The sequence below is a fragment of the Streptococcus sp. HMSC057G03 genome, assembly GCF_001808745.1.
In the GTDB taxonomy this organism is placed as follows: domain Bacteria; phylum Bacillota; class Bacilli; order Lactobacillales; family Streptococcaceae; genus Streptococcus; species Streptococcus parasanguinis_Z.
This window is the reverse complement of sequence record NZ_KV794429.1, coordinates 208,455-225,574: the sequence shown is the minus strand read 5'-3', so window position 1 is coordinate 225,574 and position 17,120 is coordinate 208,455. Positions and strand designations below refer to the sequence as shown.

General features: G+C 40.8%; 21 protein-coding genes and 1 tRNA gene. 19 read left to right on the top strand and 3 right to left on the bottom strand.

The window, feature by feature from the left end; all coding sequences use genetic code 11:
* Positions 1-34 precede the first annotated feature (34 nt).
* From HMPREF2686_RS08205 to HMPREF2686_RS08160, 10 genes are all read left to right on the top strand, one after another.
* The gene (locus HMPREF2686_RS08205; RefSeq protein ID WP_049506085.1) at positions 35-478 is read left to right on the top strand and encodes an 8-oxo-dGTP diphosphatase; all 444 of its coding nucleotides are present in this window, start codon (positions 35-37) and stop codon (positions 476-478) included.
* 289 nt (positions 479-767) lie between these two features.
* Positions 768-1,079: a hypothetical protein gene (locus HMPREF2686_RS08200; protein WP_049506087.1), complete on the top strand. Its 312-nt coding sequence runs from the start codon at positions 768-770 to the stop codon at positions 1,077-1,079.
* A 202-nt stretch (positions 1,080-1,281) separates the two neighbouring features.
* Complete coding sequence (locus tag HMPREF2686_RS08195) at positions 1,282-2,058, top strand: Ltp family lipoprotein (RefSeq protein ID WP_049506089.1); 777 nt, start codon at positions 1,282-1,284, stop codon at positions 2,056-2,058.
* A 209-nt stretch (positions 2,059-2,267) separates the two neighbouring features.
* Positions 2,268-3,155 (top strand): DUF4300 family protein, encoded by an 888-nt coding sequence (locus HMPREF2686_RS08190; RefSeq protein WP_049523034.1) that lies wholly within the window; start codon positions 2,268-2,270, stop codon positions 3,153-3,155.
* A gap of 3 nt (positions 3,156-3,158) precedes the next feature.
* Positions 3,159-3,575: a hypothetical protein gene (locus HMPREF2686_RS08185; RefSeq protein WP_070450207.1), complete on the top strand. Its 417-nt coding sequence runs from the start codon at positions 3,159-3,161 to the stop codon at positions 3,573-3,575.
* A 22-nt stretch (positions 3,576-3,597) separates the two neighbouring features.
* Positions 3,598-4,353 (top strand): CPBP family intramembrane glutamic endopeptidase, encoded by a 756-nt coding sequence (locus HMPREF2686_RS08180; RefSeq protein WP_070450203.1) that lies wholly within the window; start codon positions 3,598-3,600, stop codon positions 4,351-4,353.
* Positions 4,350-5,105, top strand: coding sequence for a CPBP family intramembrane glutamic endopeptidase (locus HMPREF2686_RS08175; RefSeq protein WP_070450201.1), 756 nt, complete (start codon positions 4,350-4,352; stop codon positions 5,103-5,105). The genes HMPREF2686_RS08180 and HMPREF2686_RS08175 overlap by 4 nt, the downstream gene beginning before the upstream one ends.
* Positions 5,106-5,262: 157 nt before the next feature.
* Complete coding sequence (locus HMPREF2686_RS08170; protein ID WP_070450197.1) at positions 5,263-5,934, top strand: ankyrin repeat domain-containing protein; 672 nt, start codon at positions 5,263-5,265, stop codon at positions 5,932-5,934.
* Between the two features lie 186 nt (positions 5,935-6,120).
* Complete coding sequence (gene glpK / locus HMPREF2686_RS08165) at positions 6,121-7,629, top strand: glycerol kinase GlpK (RefSeq protein WP_070450194.1); 1,509 nt, start codon at positions 6,121-6,123, stop codon at positions 7,627-7,629.
* Positions 7,630-8,105: 476 nt separating this feature from the next.
* Complete coding sequence (locus HMPREF2686_RS08160; RefSeq protein WP_070450191.1) at positions 8,106-8,870, top strand: (S)-acetoin forming diacetyl reductase; 765 nt, start codon at positions 8,106-8,108, stop codon at positions 8,868-8,870.
* A gap of 114 nt (positions 8,871-8,984) precedes the next feature.
* Here the strand turns inward: HMPREF2686_RS08160 and HMPREF2686_RS08155 are convergent, their stop codons facing one another.
* The 3 genes from HMPREF2686_RS08155 to HMPREF2686_RS08145 form a co-directional block, all read right to left on the bottom strand.
* Entirely contained in the window at positions 8,985-9,227 is a 243-nt protein-coding gene (locus HMPREF2686_RS08155) for a type B 50S ribosomal protein L31 (RefSeq protein WP_003016441.1), read from the bottom strand.
* Positions 9,228-9,388: 161 nt separating this feature from the next.
* A complete protein-coding gene (locus HMPREF2686_RS08150; RefSeq protein ID WP_070450188.1) occupies positions 9,389-9,961 on the bottom strand; it encodes a lantibiotic ABC transporter permease in 573 nt (190 codons plus the stop codon).
* 97 nt (positions 9,962-10,058) lie between these two features.
* Positions 10,059-11,003 carry a DHH family phosphoesterase gene (locus HMPREF2686_RS08145; RefSeq protein ID WP_070450185.1) on the bottom strand — a complete coding sequence of 315 codons (945 nt, stop codon included), beginning with the start codon at positions 11,001-11,003 and terminating at the stop codon, positions 10,059-10,061.
* A 148-nt stretch (positions 11,004-11,151) separates the two neighbouring features.
* Here HMPREF2686_RS08145 and HMPREF2686_RS08140 point away from each other — a divergent pair, with 148 nt between their 5' ends.
* The 9 genes from HMPREF2686_RS08140 to HMPREF2686_RS08100 all read left to right on the top strand — a co-directional run bounded on the left by HMPREF2686_RS08140 (position 11,152) and on the right by HMPREF2686_RS08100 (position 16,966).
* Positions 11,152-11,421, top strand: coding sequence for a TIGR04197 family type VII secretion effector (locus HMPREF2686_RS08140; RefSeq protein WP_049474993.1), 270 nt, complete (start codon positions 11,152-11,154; stop codon positions 11,419-11,421).
* Positions 11,422-11,438: 17 nt separating this feature from the next.
* Positions 11,439-11,798, top strand: a complete 360-nt coding sequence (locus HMPREF2686_RS08135; RefSeq protein ID WP_049474862.1) for a DUF3958 family protein — start codon at positions 11,439-11,441, stop codon at positions 11,796-11,798.
* Complete coding sequence (locus HMPREF2686_RS08130; RefSeq protein WP_049474863.1) at positions 11,788-13,707, top strand: DUF3114 domain-containing protein; 1,920 nt, start codon at positions 11,788-11,790, stop codon at positions 13,705-13,707. Before HMPREF2686_RS08135 ends, HMPREF2686_RS08130 begins: the two co-directional genes overlap by 11 nt.
* 34 nt (positions 13,708-13,741) lie before the next feature.
* Positions 13,742-14,275 (top strand): cobalamin biosynthesis protein CobN, encoded by a 534-nt coding sequence (locus HMPREF2686_RS08125; protein ID WP_229100811.1) that lies wholly within the window; start codon positions 13,742-13,744, stop codon positions 14,273-14,275.
* Between the two features lie 116 nt (positions 14,276-14,391).
* Positions 14,392-14,835 carry a flavodoxin gene (locus tag HMPREF2686_RS08120; RefSeq protein ID WP_003007049.1) on the top strand — a complete coding sequence of 148 codons (444 nt, stop codon included), beginning with the start codon at positions 14,392-14,394 and terminating at the stop codon, positions 14,833-14,835.
* Positions 14,836-14,897: 62 nt separating this feature from the next.
* The gene (locus HMPREF2686_RS08115; RefSeq protein WP_070450182.1) at positions 14,898-15,170 is read left to right on the top strand and encodes a chorismate mutase; all 273 of its coding nucleotides are present in this window, start codon (positions 14,898-14,900) and stop codon (positions 15,168-15,170) included.
* A 46-nt stretch (positions 15,171-15,216) separates the two neighbouring features.
* A complete protein-coding gene (locus HMPREF2686_RS08110) occupies positions 15,217-16,380 on the top strand; it encodes a chloride channel protein (protein WP_185755149.1) in 1,164 nt (387 codons plus the stop codon).
* 123 nt (positions 16,381-16,503) lie between these two features.
* The gene (gene rplS / locus HMPREF2686_RS08105; protein ID WP_003003254.1) at positions 16,504-16,851 is read left to right on the top strand and encodes a 50S ribosomal protein L19; all 348 of its coding nucleotides are present in this window, start codon (positions 16,504-16,506) and stop codon (positions 16,849-16,851) included.
* Between the two features lie 43 nt (positions 16,852-16,894).
* Positions 16,895-16,966 (top strand) — tRNA-Arg (locus tag HMPREF2686_RS08100).
* Positions 16,967-17,120: the final 154 nt, after the last annotated feature.

Here is a 17,120-nt window from a genome sequence, read left to right as displayed (position 1 = left end):
AATAATAATACAAACATAGTTAGGAAGTATTTGTATGAATGAGACCGTTGAGTTTACAAATCTTTGTATGGTAAGAGACGGCGATAGAGTTCTTGTTATTGATCGTAAAAAAGAGGACTGGCCAGGTATAACCTTTCCTGGAGGTCATGTCGAAGTGGGAGAATCATTTACGGAAGCAGTGATCCGTGAAGTGAAGGAAGAAACTGGCTTAAGGATAGCTTCTCCCCAGATTTGTGGAATGAAAGATTGGGTAGAAGACGGCATTCGTTATGTAGTTCTCTTTTATAAGACAGAAAAGTTTGAAGGAGACCTAATATCCTCTGAAGAGGGGGAAGTCTGGTGGGAGAACCTGAAAGAAATGCCAAATCTAGACCTCTCTCTAAATATGGAGGATATGCTTCGTATCTTTCTTGAAGAAGACCTGTCTGAATTTTTCTACTACCAAAATGGAGAAGACTGGAAGTACGATTTAAAGTAAAATTGAACGCTGATTCTGAAAAAAATAACCTGATCCAAGTGTAATAGAGCAAAGTTCCAAATTAAAAGTGATGAGTGACTTAGTCAAGAAATATGATCGGAATTGGGATAATAACTGTGTTAGATCTCACCATGATAGCATGCTTAGTCTATTAGAAACTGAGATAGAAAAACACAAATAAGTGTGGCTTACCCTTGGTCTATTTTTCAATTCCTTTAATTGTACTTTTACCTACATAGGTGTATAATGTTTCCTTAGGTAAAGAAAATAGAAGAATAAGGAGATTCATATGGAATTAAAAGATTTTACAGAAAAAGAACAAGAACAGATCAACCAAGGTTTGAGTACAGCTGAGATTTCTGATAAAGAAGCAGCGAAGAAGTTGCTCGCTTTAGTCCCGCAAGAATGGATCAAGCGTATTCCATTCTTTGTCAGAGGGCATGCGACGACCAAGACAGTTGAGCGTGTAGCCAAGCAATACCCTGAACTCTATGCCGTGGCGAAACGTCAAGGGGATCTTCCTGAAAAAGAAGGAGAAGAGCTCCGCAAGATTATGACAGCCATCTTTGAAGAAAAGATGAACAAACATAAGATTAAATAATCTTTTATAATACTTTGTTATTTTTTATCTCACAAATGAACAAGTGATTGCAGTTGAAATGCAGTCACTTTTTTATTTACTAGCCATAGAGACTTTTACACTAGTAAATAAAAATGAACAATATTTCATGATATAATACTAATGAAAGCAGTTCCAGAGGGATGAAAATTTCATTGGAGAAAAACAAGTAAAGGTAGTCATGATGAAAAAGTTTTTGATATTTATTTTTACAATTTTTGGATTATTTGCAGGAATGCTAGCTCTTATAGTAATTGATTATGAAATAAATTATAATAAATGGATAAATTCACGTTCAGGATCACAGTTGACTAATCCTGTACAAAAATACTCTTCTTCAAGTGATGGAAATAAGGATGATTTTGAATCATCAAAACAAGAATACGCTACTTCAAGTTCTAGTACGCAGAATTATGATTATAAAAAATACTCTTCTTCAAGTGATGGAAATAAGGATAATTTAGAATCATTAATGAATATGTTTATGAAAGGACTATTTCCTCCAACTTTACTATATCCAGAATATACAAGGGCATATGAAGAAGCTAAATCTTGGTCAAAAAAGCATTTATCGCAGCAGCAAATTAAAATATATCTTACTAAGTATGGCAGCAGGTATTCAGAGGATGCTACTCAGTACGCTTTAAATAAGCTTAATGTAGACTGGAAAGAGCAAGCACTTTTAAGAGCAAAATCATATCAAGAGTTTCATTTTTCGAAAGAAAAATTAGTTGAGCAACTTATAAATGTTGATAAATTTACTCAAGAAGAGGCTGATTATGCCATAGAACATGTTAATTTCGATTGGAAAGAGGAAGCTGTGAAAGAAGCAGAATCTTCTGCAAACGGTGGCAACATTTCGAAAGAAAGGTTATTAAAAAAACTTGTTGAATATAGAAAATTTACTCAAGAGGAAGCCGAGTACGCAATAGAACATGCAAAAATAGATTGGTCGAATTAAACAATAGTTTTAATTTTGATTTTTGTAACACATTGAAGAGCTGGATAGTCTGCCAGCTCTTTTTTGCTACATATAAAGTTTTCTCATTTCGTGAAAAATAGTTGGAGCTAAGTCAGTTTTAAACTATAATATAGGATAAGGAGATTCGATAGGAAAAAGAAATGTATCATGTTACAAAACATCTTAGTATAGAGAAAAGGAACTAATCTATGAAACCATCTAAAAAAATCATGCTCCTTACTAGCTGTGCCTTGGCGATCTTTGCTTTAGCGGCTTGTGGGACCAGCCAAAAGCAATCTAAGGAAAAGCAGGAAAAATCCACGGTCCAAAAGGCCAGTTCAGATAAGGAACACTACAAGGGAAGCTACAGCAACCTCAACAGCAAGGCGAGTGTCGAAGAAGTGCGGACTCTTTTGTCTGCTTATTTGGATAAGGACAGTGTAGACAAGTTTCTGGGTCTAGTAACGGACTACGATAGTATTGTTGGCTCGGTCGGCTTGACGGGTAACTTCAGCACCTTCAAGAAAACAGACTACAATGTCGAGAAGATCAGTGACTTGTGGACCAAGCAGAAGGGCGATTTCGTCGGGACCAACTGCCGGATCAATAGTTATACCTTGCTGAAGAACCGCATCGAGATTCCTAAGATGAAAGCGGATAGTGAACTCTTGTTCGTGGACAATGATGCCATTGACAGAGGGAAGATCTTCGATGAGGCAGACAAGGAAGCTTTTAACATTCTGTATTCACGGGTTCCGACAGAGGCGACGACGGATGTCAAAGTCCATGCCAAGAAGATGGAAGAGTATTTTTCTCACTTCAAGTTCAATGAAAATGCCCGCATGCTTTCCGTTATCGTTCATGATAACCTAGACGGAAATACCCTTTTTGTAGGGCACGTCGGTGTCTTGGTTCCTGCAAAGGACGGCTATCTCTTTGTTGAAAAGCTGACCTTTGAAGAGCCTTACCAAGCCATCAAATTTGCGACCAAGGAAGATGTCTACAAATACTTGGAGACCAAATACCAAGATTACACAGGTGAAGGTCTAGCTAAGCCCTTTATCATGGACAATGAAAAATGGATTGAGATGAAGTAGAGAATGAAGGACATTGTGATAGAATTTAGAAAGATAATAGAGTATGCTCCGATTCTTTATGCGCTAGTTTTCTTGCTCTTTTTCAGTCTTCTCCTTTTCCTGAGAAGAAGGGCAATCGTGAAACGTAGTGGAGGTCCCTACTTTGCCCCGTTCCATATTAGCCGTGGAATCTTCTATATCCATGTCGCTCTGTGTTTCAGTCGTCGCAGCATCCCACTGAAAGAGATCAAGCAAATCACGTATTCAATTTTTCGTGGACGATCTGGTGGTGGGGCTCGTTATGCTTTCTATATCGAACTCAGAAATGGAAAGACTATTCCCTTCTTTTTTGGAAAAAGCAAGCGGAATGAAGAGCTAGTGGAGAAACTCAAACGAAATGCAGGCAGGTATGGGTTTAAGGTAGATAGCACTGGAAATTAATTGAAAGAAAAAGGAATCACGAATGAATAGAAAGCAAGCCCTATCTATGTATTTGTTAGGGACCTTTGGTCAAGTATTAGGAGTTAGCCTTCTGGTGTGGTTTTTAAGAGCAGGAGGAGTGAAGGTTGATTTTACATCATCATTTGGGATCATCGCTATTATTGTAGGTGGCTTATCATCTGCTTTTTGGGGGAGTCTTGCAAGCATTAGTTACCATCAATCTAGTTTCAAACAAGTTTTAAAAGATTTTTTTCAAGTCAAAGACAGTTTAGTTAATTATTGTTTAGTGCTCGTTTTCTTGCTACTTGACTTTTTCCCACTTATCTTAGGTGGTAAGATTACCACTCAATCGTTTGTCTTGACAGTAGTGCTCTTTTTCAAGGCTCTTCTTTTTGGTGGAGTTGAAGAAATTGGCTGGCGTTATTTCTTTCAACCAACTTTGCAGGAAAAAATACCTTATTTTTCAGCTACTTTGATCACCTTTTTAGCCTGGTCTAGTTGGCATCTTTTCTACTTCTACATCGATGGTTCTATAGGTGTCATTCAATTATTTCCGTTTCTAGTAGGTCTGCTAACTAACTGCTTTATCTTATCGGCCTTGTATCATAAAACGCAAAATTTATGGCTCTGTGTCATGACCCATGCCTGTATCAATTCCTTGTCTCAGATTCTAGTGAATGAAGAGGTATGGCTATCTATCGTCAGTAAAATTCTTATTATTAGTTTAGCAATCATGATTGCAAGAAGGAAGTATGTAACTGTAAAGGAGGAAAAATGAACAAATTTATTTCAAAACGATCAGTCGCTATCTGGTATGCATTGACTGCCCTCCTTGCTACAGTTCTAGTAGGCCAAGTGATCCTTTGGTGTTTTCCAGATGGGAGGAGTATGGGTGCATCGCTCCTGTTTATCCTAATGAACTTGATTCCCCTGATTGTGGCGGCTGTCTTTTCTCTGGTGTTGAGGGAAGTCAACTCCTTGGGTGAATTTTTCAAAAAGGTCTTTCTTCAAAAAGAAAGTCCCCTATCCTGGATCCTAGCATTCTTCATCCCCGTCATCTATTATGGGATCTCCATCCTGCTTATGAATGTTCGCTTTACTGGGAACTCCCTCTTGGCCTTCTTCCTTTATTTCCCCTGGACCTTATTATATGGAGGCCTAGAAGAAGTCGGTTGGCGTTGGTTTTTACAAGATCATCTTTCCTTTAGTAAGCACTTTATACCTAAAATGATGGTTCTTTCCATTGTCTGGTTCCTCTGGCATATTCCTATCTATCAACTCCCTTGGATTACAGCTGGCTCGTCCAACTATCTCATCTTTTACCTGATGATTTTAGGGAATACCTTCCTATTTGGAGCGCTCAAGGAGTACTCGAAAGGAACTGTCCCTTGTATCATCGCTCATATGCTAATTGATAGTCTGGCTGTCCTTATGCTGGTTCAAAGTTCTCTTCCTCAGATTATCCTTCTAGTTATTTTCGAAATCCTAGTAGCCTCTTGGCTAGTGGCTGCACGAAAATCAGAGAAATAGAGTTGTACCTCTTCGGTGGGAGTCTGTCATCTTTACCCTTTAGGACTTAAATGTAGAGTCCATAAAATGCTATAATCAGTTTAACGAAGAACCTAGCGATAGGATCAAAGTATCAACACAGTGTTATTCTTATCTATAATGAGAGAGGGGGAAAACCATGCAAAAAACCTTTCAGTTGTTGCGAAGAGGAGATCTAGAGGGAGTTCGTCAGATATTGGATAAAAAGCCTGAAGAAGTCAATGCTGTTTCGGGTGACAAACCTAAAAGAGATCAGGGACAGTCGCTCCTTCAAGTCGCTATCAAATCGGGACATTTAGATATTGCAGACTTACTCATTGATAGAGGGGCAGATCTTAACTTTATCGAAGAGCCGACAGAGCTGAATCCGTTTTGTCAACCAGTCCTCCAAACAGCGGGTGGTAGAGCTGTATTTGACTGCAGGCGCATGATCAAACGTTGGAATGGCCAATATGAGATGTATTCGTCTAAGGAAAAAGCTGACAAGTCTTTCAAGGTTTTTGAGAAAATGTTGGAACTTGGGGCCGATATCTCTCAGAAGGACAGCCATGGTGGGACTTTGTTGCAAACTATTTTAATTGAAACCAAGGAAGTGCTGCCATCTTATTATTGGAAAACAAAAGAAACAAGCGATAATGTCCTCATAACGGATGAATTACGTCATGATTTAAATCGTATTTATGATCTATTAATTCGTTACGGTGTGACTGCGGACGAAATAGCGGTCTATCAGAACATTCCTCTTAAAGAACTTTACCAAGACAGCCCTACCATGGAGTTCTTAAATCGGTTAGATCAAGGCAGATCTTGATAAGCATTTGAACTACTAGTTAAAAGAGCCTCAGGGCTCTTTTAACTTTGTCTGATAGAGCTAGAAGCAGTAGAAAATTTTAGACCGGATTTTCTTTAAAAAATGGATACAAATCCATGATGAAATAGAGTATACTAGTTGATGAAAGAACAAGATTTTTAAGTATCGAATTCAGGAGGGCAGTTTATGTCTCAAGAAACTTTCATCATGGCGATTGACCAGGGAACAACTAGTTCGCGGGCTATCATTTTTAATAAAAAAGGCGAGCAAGTCAGCTCTAGTCAAAAGGAATTCACTCAGATTTTTCCGCAGGCTGGTTGGGTGGAGCACAATGCCAATGAGATTTGGAACTCGGTTCAGTCGGTGATCGCTGAGGTCTTTATCGAAAGTGGCATCAAGCCAAATCAAATAGAGGCGATCGGCATTACCAATCAACGGGAGACGACAGTTGTTTGGGATAAGAACACAGGCCTTCCTATTTACAATGCCATTGTCTGGCAATCTCGTCAAACTGCTCCACTGGCTGAAGAACTTAAAAACCAAGGCTATGTAGAAACCTTCCACCAAAAGACAGGTCTAGTCATTGATGCCTACTTTTCAGCAACTAAAGTTCGTTGGATCTTGGACCATGTAGAAGGGGCGCAAGAGCGTGCGGAGAAGGGCGAATTGCTCTTTGGAACCATTGATACTTGGCTGGTCTGGAAGCTGACGGATGGAGCTGCCCACGTGACAGACTATTCCAATGCAGCCCGTACTATGCTCTACAATATCAAGGAACTGAAATGGGACGAAGAAATTTTGGAAATCCTCAACATTCCTAAAGCTATGCTTCCTGAGGTGTGTTCAAACTCTGAAATCTATGGCAAGACAGCTCCTTTCCATTTCTACGGTGGACAAGTACCGATTGCAGGGATGGCTGGAGACCAGCAGGCTGCTCTCTTTGGCCAATTGGCCTTTGAACCTGGGATGGTCAAAAACACTTATGGAACTGGATCTTTCATCATCATGAATACGGGTGAAGAGATGCAGTTATCAGAGAATAACCTGCTGACGACGATTGGATATGGGATTAATGGCAAGGTCTACTATGCCCTTGAAGGATCTATCTTTATCGCTGGGAGTGCTATTCAGTGGCTTCGTGACGGTCTGCGTATGATAGACAGTTCTCCTGAATCTGAGATCTATGCTCTGAAGTCCCAGAACCAGGATGAAATCTATGTGGTGCCTGCCTTTACGGGTCTTGGAGCACCATATTGGAATCAAGAGGCTCGTGGTTCTGTCTTTGGACTTACTCGGGGAACAACCAAGGAAGACTTTATCAAAGCAACCCTTCAATCCATTGCCTATCAAGTACGCGATATCATCGACACCATGCAGGTAGACGCCAAAACCCCTATCCCTGTCCTAAAAGTAGACGGAGGGGCAGCGAAAAATAATTATTTAATGCAGTTTCAGGCAGATATTCTTGGGATTGCGATTGCCCGCGCGAAAAACCTGGAAACAACGGCTTTAGGAGCAGCCTTCCTAGCAGGACTGACTGTAGGCTATTGGAAGGACTTGGAAGAATTAAAATCTCTTCATGGAGCAGCCCAAATCTTTGAACCCAAGATGAATGAATCCCGAAAGGAAGAGCTGTACAAGGGGTGGAAGAAAGCAGTCAAAGCCACTCAAGTATTTGCGGAGTCTGATGACTAAAGAGATCAATCAAACGAATAGTTTAAGAGAGTGGGACAGAAATCGGTAATTCGTTAGAATTCGATTTCGTCGTCCCCCCTCCGCACAGTTGAGTAGGGCTGTAAAAGCTGATGAAATCAGCGTAGTAGAGCCCAGTCAACCACTGCGTCTTGCTCGACAATCCAAAAATAATTGAGAGGCTAGGACTTTTGTCCCAGCCTCATGTAGCTTTTACAGAATAGAACAGTTATCTGTTTTGGCTAAAAGCTTTACTCTATTTCACGCTTTCGTTCATTTATCACTAAATAAAAATATCATATAAATAAACTATTTTTTTTCAAAAAAACAGGCTAGAGTTTGAAATGTTTTTCACAAAAGAGTATACTGTTAGCATAGTTTTGTCGGGAATTTATGATAGACCCCATCAAAACTAGTTGTCAACCCTTGCTGTTCTATAGGAACGTTTGCTGGTATCATTGATACCAAGGAGGAATCATATGTCTAAAGTAGCTATTGTCACAGGTGCTGGTCAAGGAATCGGTTTTGCAATCGCAAAACGTTTGGTGCAAGATGGCTTCAAGGTCGGAGTATTGGACTACAATGCTGAAACAGCTGAAAAAGCAGTTGCTGAGTTGTCCGCAGAAAATGCTTTTGCGGTCGTTGCTGATGTATCCAAACAAGCAGAAGTAGCTGCAGCTTTCCAAAAAGTTGTTGACCATTTTGGAGATTTGAATGTTGTCGTGAACAATGCAGGTGTTGCGCCAACTACACCACTTGATACAATTACAGAAGAACAATTTACGCGTACATTTGCTATTAACGTTGGTGGCGTGATTTGGGGTGCTCAAGTTGCACAAGCTCAATTCAAAGCGCTTGGCCATGGCGGAAAAATCATCAATGCAACTTCACAAGCAGGGGTTGTAGGTAACCCTAACTTGACTGTTTATGGTGGTACTAAATTTGCAGTTCGTGGTATCACACAGACTTTGGCGCGTGACTTGGCGGATTCAGGCATCACTGTCAATGCGTATGCACCAGGTATCGTCAAGACTCCAATGATGTTTGACATTGCCCATGAAGTTGGTAAGAACGCAGGTAAAGATGACGAATGGGGTATGCAAACATTCGCTAAAGATATCACTTTGAAACGTCTTTCTGAACCAGAAGATGTAGCAGCGGCTGTCAGCTTCCTTGCTGGACCTGACTCAAACTACATCACAGGTCAAACCATTATCGTGGATGGTGGTATGCAATTCCATTAAGATGAAAAAAGAGGTTGGGATCAACATCCTAACCTCTTATTTTGTGCGTTCACAATAAAAGAAACGGAGATCAAAAAAACCACTCCCGAAAGGGAAGTAGTTCTGTGTTGGTTCTTATTTGAGACCGTATTTTTTGTTGAAACGATCCACACGTCCATCTGCTTGAGTGAACTTTTGACGTCCAGTGTAGAATGGGTGTGAGTCTGATGAAATTTCAACACGGATCAATGGGTAAGTTTCACCTTCGAATTCAACTGTTTCGCTAGAGTACTTAGTTGAACCGCTGAGGAACTTGTAACCAGTAGTAGTGTCCATGAAGACAACAGGGCGATATTCTGGATGGATATCTTTTTTCATTTTGCAATATTTCCTTTCTGCCATGGTCTCTTTCCGAGCCATAGATTGTTACTAAGCTAGTGTACCAAATTTCCAGGATCTTGACAAGTATTTTCACTAATTTTATTTAAATTAATGGTCAAAAAAATCACCATGGCAGGACCAAGGCGATAATGATCTTATTATTGTTCAGATTGATTTGGATCTTTTGGTGCTTCAACTGGTTGATCAGCTTGTCCCTCAGTGTGTTCGTGTGATTCTTTTTTGATTTCATTTACAGCAGTTTTTACAGTAGAAGTTGTCACGCGTCCAACAGATTGGGCAAATCCTTTACCAGATTCAGCAAGTTCTTCGAATGTTCCTTTTGTGATTTTACCACCTGACATCGCCAAGAGACCAGTTACAACAATAGCGATGCTTGCAATTAAAGTGAGGATCAAACCAAAACCGATTGAAACCAATCCATCTAACTCAGAGGTATACTCACTTCCCTTGAAGGTTGCAAACAATGAAACCAATGTAGAAATAAAACCTGCAACAATGATGATAGTTGAAAAAGTTTTATTTAAAGGGGTATTGATGTTATTCAAGCAGGCAAGAACGATAGAGCCAATAGAAATGACGATTACAATCCATCCGCTATTTTGGATTCCAGAAATGCTAATAACTCCAAAGACAGTGGTATACCATGGCAAGAAAGAACCAAGAATTGCTACCGCAGCAGAGATAATGATAAACAATCTATTTTTTTCCATAATAGGTCTCCTTAAAAATTATATTAGCTTTATTTTACCATAAGAAGGGGTAAATGAAAAACCCCGTGACCAAGATAAAAAGGCTGAGAATCGGTTCTCAGCCTTCGTTCGTGCGAGCTACTTCTTGTAGCTCTTTGTAGATTTGGTCGTTTTCCTCAAGAGAGTAGGAGTTGGCTCCACTGGCTAGTGGATGGCCACCACCATTATGACGTTTGGCAATTTCGTTGATCACCTTTCGTTTGCTACGCATCCGGACACGGAAGTGACCGTCGGCCTGCTCGACAAAGATAGCCCAAACAGACACGGTATCAATGCGCCCAGGAGCCCCAACAATCGCAGCAGTCTCTGAATCACGTAGATCGAATTTCTTCAAGAGCTCTTGTGTCAAGGTCACACGCGCAGCACCATGTTCATCGATCTCAAGATGGTCATAGACATAGCCTTGAAGCTTAGCTGTTTTGAGATTGATCGTATCCATCTTACGAGCAAGGGCTGTAAAATCAAAGGGAATGCTTCGAAGAGTTGCAGCGATCTCAAAGGTCCGAGTCGAAGTAGCAGGATAAAGGAAGCGACCAGTATCGCCGACAATCCCAGCATAGAGAAGACGCGCAGCACTCACAGGAAGTTCAAGATCCAATTCCTTAGCAAAAAGTGCGATTAACTCACTGGTAGAGCTAGACTCAGTATCGACCCAAAGCAGATCGCCATAAGCATCGTCATTTGGGTGGTGGTCGATCTTGATCAGGAAATCACCATTCGTATAGCGCTTATCATCGATGCGGGGAGTATTAGCCGTATCACAGACAATCACCAAAGCTCCAGCATAGTCCTCGTCCTTGACCTCATCCATCTCAGCAAGCCAAGTCAAGGTCGGTTCATCATAGCCAGTTGCCAAGACCCGCTTTTGAGGGAATTGCGCACGCAGGAGATCCCGCAAGCCCACCTGGCTACCAATCGCATCCGGATCCGGATTCTGATGGCGGTGGATAATAATCGTGTCATAAGCTTGAATCTTTTCAAGAATTTCATTCATTACGTTCATACATTACCTCATTTTCTCTGTCAATTTTAACATAAGAAAGGCCCATCCAGCAAGCATTTATCACTAATTAGGAGCTATGGAAGCGGTTTTACAGAAGATCAATATTTTGGTAGAATGGATAAATAGATTTAGTATGGGAGGGACTAGGATGATTGAAATTAAAAGTAATGCTGATACGGCGCAAGAGTTAGCGGCTTCTTTAAAAAGTAGTGGAGATGCACTTTCGGGAGTTTCATCAGCTTCAAAAGATGAACAAACCAAACTATCTGGTAATGATGCGGCCCATCAAGCCATTGATACTGCTAAAACCAAAGCAGAAGAAATTGCAGCGGCGATTGAATCAATCGGGACCAACTTGCAAAGTGTTTCAATTGGATTTACAGCAGTGGATGAAGCGACTGCTGCGAGCATTCAATAGCTTGAAAGAGTAGGAAGATGAATCACGATCAACAACTATCGGAATTAAGAATACAAGAAGACCAACTTTCCCAAAAAGAAAGAGAAATTGTAAGAGAAAAAAGAAATCTGGAAGATGAGTTGAACCGCTTTGAGGGCTATAGGTCTGATGCGCACCGTTATTTATGGGATGCATTTGAATCCTATCCTTCCTCTAGAAATTTTTTTGACCAACTTCAAGAGGGATTTCTTCATGAATCGCGAAAAATTTCAAATAGTTATTTAGAAGAGCTGGATGAATTAGCTATTCAAAAAAGAAAAGTCGAAGATGATTTAAATGATATCTATCATGAACGGAAAAAATTAATGATTGAAAAGGAGTGTGACGATGGGAATTGAAGTTTATCGCGGTATTTTGGATAGCCAAGCTAGTAGCACAGGTACTATGATTGAGCAACAATTGAAAGCCTATGAATCACTAGAAGCATCATTAACTCAAATAGAAAATTCTGCCTCGCGCTTGTCTGGCCAAGCTTACGACTCTTTTAGAAGCTTTGTGACAAGTGTTGTCCAGCCATTGAAGGAGGCCGGAGTAGCTTTAGCAGAAGCTACACAAGAAAGTGTGAAGAAGCTTCCAGCATCCTATCGCTCGGAGGTGGCTGACGAGGACTTACAGGAAGAAAAGTTGGTTTCTGATATTGAACAGTGTGATCGGATGATTGCTATCTTTCATGCAGAGATCAATGAAATTGCTGCTAGTAAATCGACTAGTGCTGGAGATTTTCAACGGTTGCAGAGATTACAAAGGATTCAAGGATTAAATGTATTAAATGGTATTTTTCAGGCTGCTAGAAACAAACTACAAGAAAAATTAAATAAACTCAGAGCATTTAATGCGACATCGCCAAGTATCTTCTGGGAAATTGATGTCTTAGCCCAAGCTATTCAAATAGCTGTCAATCAAATTAACGTAGCGTGGGATCCAAATACTGGAATGTATTCTATTCCAAAGGATTTATCCTGGTCAGATCTCGTAAATGAAACGATTAAGAATAAAGAGTTTGAAAATGAATATTTGCCAAAGAAACCAAAGGATGTAACAGCGTTTGAATATAACCAATTTCTTACGGGATTACGTGAACAATCAGTGAACCTTAAAAAAATAGATGGCTGGGATAAGGACGCTATCAAAGGTTATGTCAAAGGCGTTTCAAAAAGAACAGCTGATATCAAGACAGGCAGTGAGTTAAATGCAAGGAGAGATGCTTTGTATGCGGAAACCAAGGAGATTGGATCCGATATCTATACAGAGATGTACGCTAGTAGTAAACTCGATTCAGAAGCGAAAGTAAAACTTGTTCTTAAGCAATTAGGTGCAGAAACGGATGGTAATCAGTTTATGCATTTGACAAGCAAAACGCATAAGATTTCAGAGAACCTACCACCACACGGTGATTTCAACATGTATTTCAGACGTGATGTTGTAAAAGCATTCGGTGATAAACATCTTAATTACAAAGAAGATTTACTTAGGCAGCAAGTCCATTTCTTCCGCTACTATCTGGATCGTCAAGCGATTTACTATATTCGGAGTCACTACGAAGGCGCAAATGATTACGAGAAACTGTTAGCATATGGTAAAGAAAATAATATTGAATTTGATTACACAACCGGCTCTAACTACCATAATCGCTTTACTCCTAAAGATGGCTTTAAACGTCCCTATAATATGAAGGTTCAAGTCCCTCAGGGCAATTCAGCTAAAGGAAAAGATTTGAACAATGCGCGGATGGTGGAGTTTATTGTGAATTTAGATACCGGCGAGTTTGAGAGTCAATGGGATGCCTATGACAATCATAAACTAGCAGATGGTCGCTATGATTCCAATCCAGGAAAATATTCTAATGAAGAATTAAGAGAAATCGCCAATACGGAGTCCTTTAACTATGGTCCCTCAACAGGTCAAAATTCAGATGTTACTAAGTTTTACGAAGGTAAACATGGAATGCTCGATGTGGATGGCACTCCTGAACCAGCTACTCGAGTTAGAGCTAAAGAGTTATTCCGTTATGAAAAAGACTTGGGCAAAAAAGATGAAAATACAGGACATGTTGGTCAATTTGCGGATATTGTAAGGAAAGGGAACCAAGATTATGAAACATGGCAACGAAATACAAAAGGAATGTCAGAAGAAGAAAAAGTGGAAGAGTATAATAAATTTAAGAAATCTCTTAATGGCAGTGCTGATAATAATACTGGCTATTATGACTATACTCAAAGTCAATTCTATCCGAAAGACCACCAGTAGTGCGTATGATATTTTACAGAAACAGAGATTTGTTTTGGTACAAGATAAAAATGACTGGGGAAAAGAGTGGAGTACTGGAGTAGGATTTGATTTAAAAGATAAGGAATTGTACAATTCGTATTTTGCAGTTATTAAGAGGAATAAATTATATGGTGGTTATGGAAATTATGGGACTAAAGAAATGTACCAACGTTCTTTTAACAGAGAAATATCATCCATTTTAGTTAATCTGAAAATTTCACCAGATGAAATCAAAAAGAATAATTATCAAATTACACGCTCACCAGATTCTTTAGTAAATAAAGAATTATTGAAAGAGGAATATCCGCCAGAATTTGAAGGTAGATATTCTATCAAGGATAGTCAGTTTTCCAAAGTTCGTATCACCTACAACAAAGAATTCTTACCCACTAAAATCGAATGGTACTATAAGGGTGAAGAAGGCCTCAAATGGTACACTTGGCGCACCTATTCGTATCCCTTCAAAAATAAGGCTAATTTTGATAAGAAATTAGATGAAGAAATTAAAACTATTAAAGCAATTCAAGAAGAAAACGAGGGCGATTAGGTTGAATCGGTCCAAATTCTTGAAACGTGTCCCTTCTTTCAGCTTATCGGGAAAGGTTTCGTGCAAAATGCTTGAAAAAGTGGTATAATACGGGAAATAGCTTTTGGGAGGAAATTATGACTGTAGCGAAGATTGTTTTTGCTAGTATGACTGGAAATACTGAAGAAATTGCTGATATCGTAGCGGACAAATTCCGTGATCTTGGTGTCGAAGTAGATGTGGATGAGTGTACAACTGTGGATGCGGAGGACTTCCTTGATGCGGATATCGCAGTGGTAGCGACCTATACATACGGCGATGGAGAGCTTCCAGATGAGATCCAAGATTTCTACGAAGATTTGGCTGGCCTTGATCTCAAAGGCAAACTTTACGGTGTGGTAGGATCAGGTGATACCTTCTACGATGAATTCTGTAAAGCAGTTGATGATTTCGACCGTTGCTTCGCTGCGACTGGTGCTGAAAAAGGTTCTGAGTGTGTCAAAGTTGATTTGTCTGCAGAAGACGAAGACATTGAAAAATTAGAAGCCTTTGCAGAAGAACTTGTAGCAAAAGCAAATTAATGACAAAGGGGTGGATCGATGGATTACAGCCTCGATTTATATCCAAAATAAAGAGGAGACACATGGATTTAGATCAGATTCGTAAGGACATTGACCAGATCGATCAAGAGATTGTAGCCTTGCTGGAAAGACGGGTGGTCTGTGTCGGTCAGATTGTAGAATATAAGGAGCAGCAGGGCTTACCTGTGCTCGATCAAGGAAGGGAAAGAGAGGTGCTTGAGAAAGTCGGCTCTCTTGTGGCGGATGAGCAGTATCGGGCGACCATTCAAGCCCAGTTTCAAGATATGATGAAGCGCTCGAGAAACTTCCAAGAGGAGGTGAGGGCGCGTGACTAGTCTATCGATCAAGCAAAAAGCACAACAGTATGTGGTCCTAACAGGGATGGCGCTTTTCATTGGTCTCTTGGTCGGTGCTATTGACATGATTTTTGGTCAAGGATTGCTCCTGATCGGGGATTTCCGAAGCCAGCATTGGCCCTTGATTCTTTTTCTGGCCTTAGCGGGGCTTGTCATCGTTTATCTCTATAAACGTTTTGGTGGCAAGGCTTCAAAAGGGATGGGCCTCATCTTTGATGTCGGACACGCGCGTGAGGAGAAAATCCCCTTGGTCTTGGTGCCTTTGATCATGCTGACGACCTGGATGAGCCATCTCTTTGGTGGTTCGGTCGGTCGGGAAGGTGTAGCAGTCCAGATCGGAGCGACCCTTTCGCACCGTTTTGCCCGTCATATCAAGATCCCGGATGCTTCGCGTATTTTTCTCATGACCGGGATGGCCGCTGGTTTTGCGGGGCTCTTTCAGACGCCACTGGCAGCAACCTTTTTTGCCCTTGAAGTCTTGACAGTTGGGGAGTTGCAGTTGATGGCTCTCTATCCAGCGCTCATTGCCTCAATCGTGGCTAGCTTCACCTCTCATGCCCTTGGTTTAGAGAAATTTGCTGTGCCACTAAGAGAAACGCTGAGCTGGACACCAGAGACCTTGATCAAAGTTGCCATTCTTGGCCTGGCTTTTGGCCTTGCTGGGAAACTCTTTGCAATTAGCCTTTCCTGGTTGAAGAAAACGGTCGCTCAAGTCTTGCCCAATCCTTATATCCGGATTGCCCTTATAGGGGCCGGACTCAGCTTGGTCCTCTTGACCCTCCAGCTGACCAAGGTCGGCACTTATAGTGGACTTGGAACCAATCTGATTGATGTAGCTTTTCATCAGGGCAGTGCGCAGAGTTATGACTGGATCTTGAAGCTCCTCTTTACCGTAGTGACGATCTCTGCTGGATACCAAGGAGGAGAAGTGACACCGCTCTTTGCGATCGGAGCTACACTTGGAGTCTTTCTTGCTCCGATGTTAGGTCTACCAGTCTTAGTCGTGGCCGCTATCGGATATGCCAGTGTCTTTGGCAGTGCGACGACGACCTTGCTCGCACCGATCTTAATCGGAGGAGAAGTCTTTGGCTATGCCAACCTGCCATTCTTCGTCATTGCTTGCGCCATCGCCTATTGCTTACCAAAAGAGTGGAGCATTTATTCTGGTCAAAAAGTTGCGAAAAAGTAGAGAAAAGAGCTTTACAAACCTGAAATTATCTGATATGATAGTTTCTGTGCGTAATGGAAGCACAAAAATACAGTTTATCCGCTGAGGGAGGTCCCTCAAGATTGACGAAGATAGGAGAATAAAATGAATCCATTAATCCAAAGCTTGACTGAAGGTCAACTTCGTACTGATATCCCTGCATTCCGTCCTGGTGACACTGTTCGTGTACACGCGAAAGTTGTCGAAGGATCTCGTGAACGTATCCAGATCTTTGAAGGCGTTGTTATCGCTCGTAAAGGTCAAGGACACACTGAAATGTACACTGTTCGTAAAATCTCTAACGGTGTCGGTGTTGAACGTACATTCCCAGTACACACTCCTCGTGTAGAAAAGATTGAAGTTGTACGTTACGGTAAAGTACGTCGTGCGAAATTGTACTACCTTCGTGCATTGCAAGGTAAAGCAGCTCGTATTAAAGAAATCCGTCGTTAAGACGAACAAGGAGGCGGGAGTGATCTCGCTTCTTTTTTTATAGGTCCCCTTAGTTCAATGGATATAACAACTCCCTCCTAAGGAGTAGTTGCTGGTTCGATTCCGGCAGGGGACAATATAGATAAGTAAAACACTGATTCGCCAGTGTTTTTTCTTTTGCCAAATGTTGACAAAAGTCATAAGATATCTATGGTGTGGTATAATAGGGGAAAGTATAAGTACTAATTTGATTGGGATTTCTCTCCTTATAATGAGATCGGATTAATGTG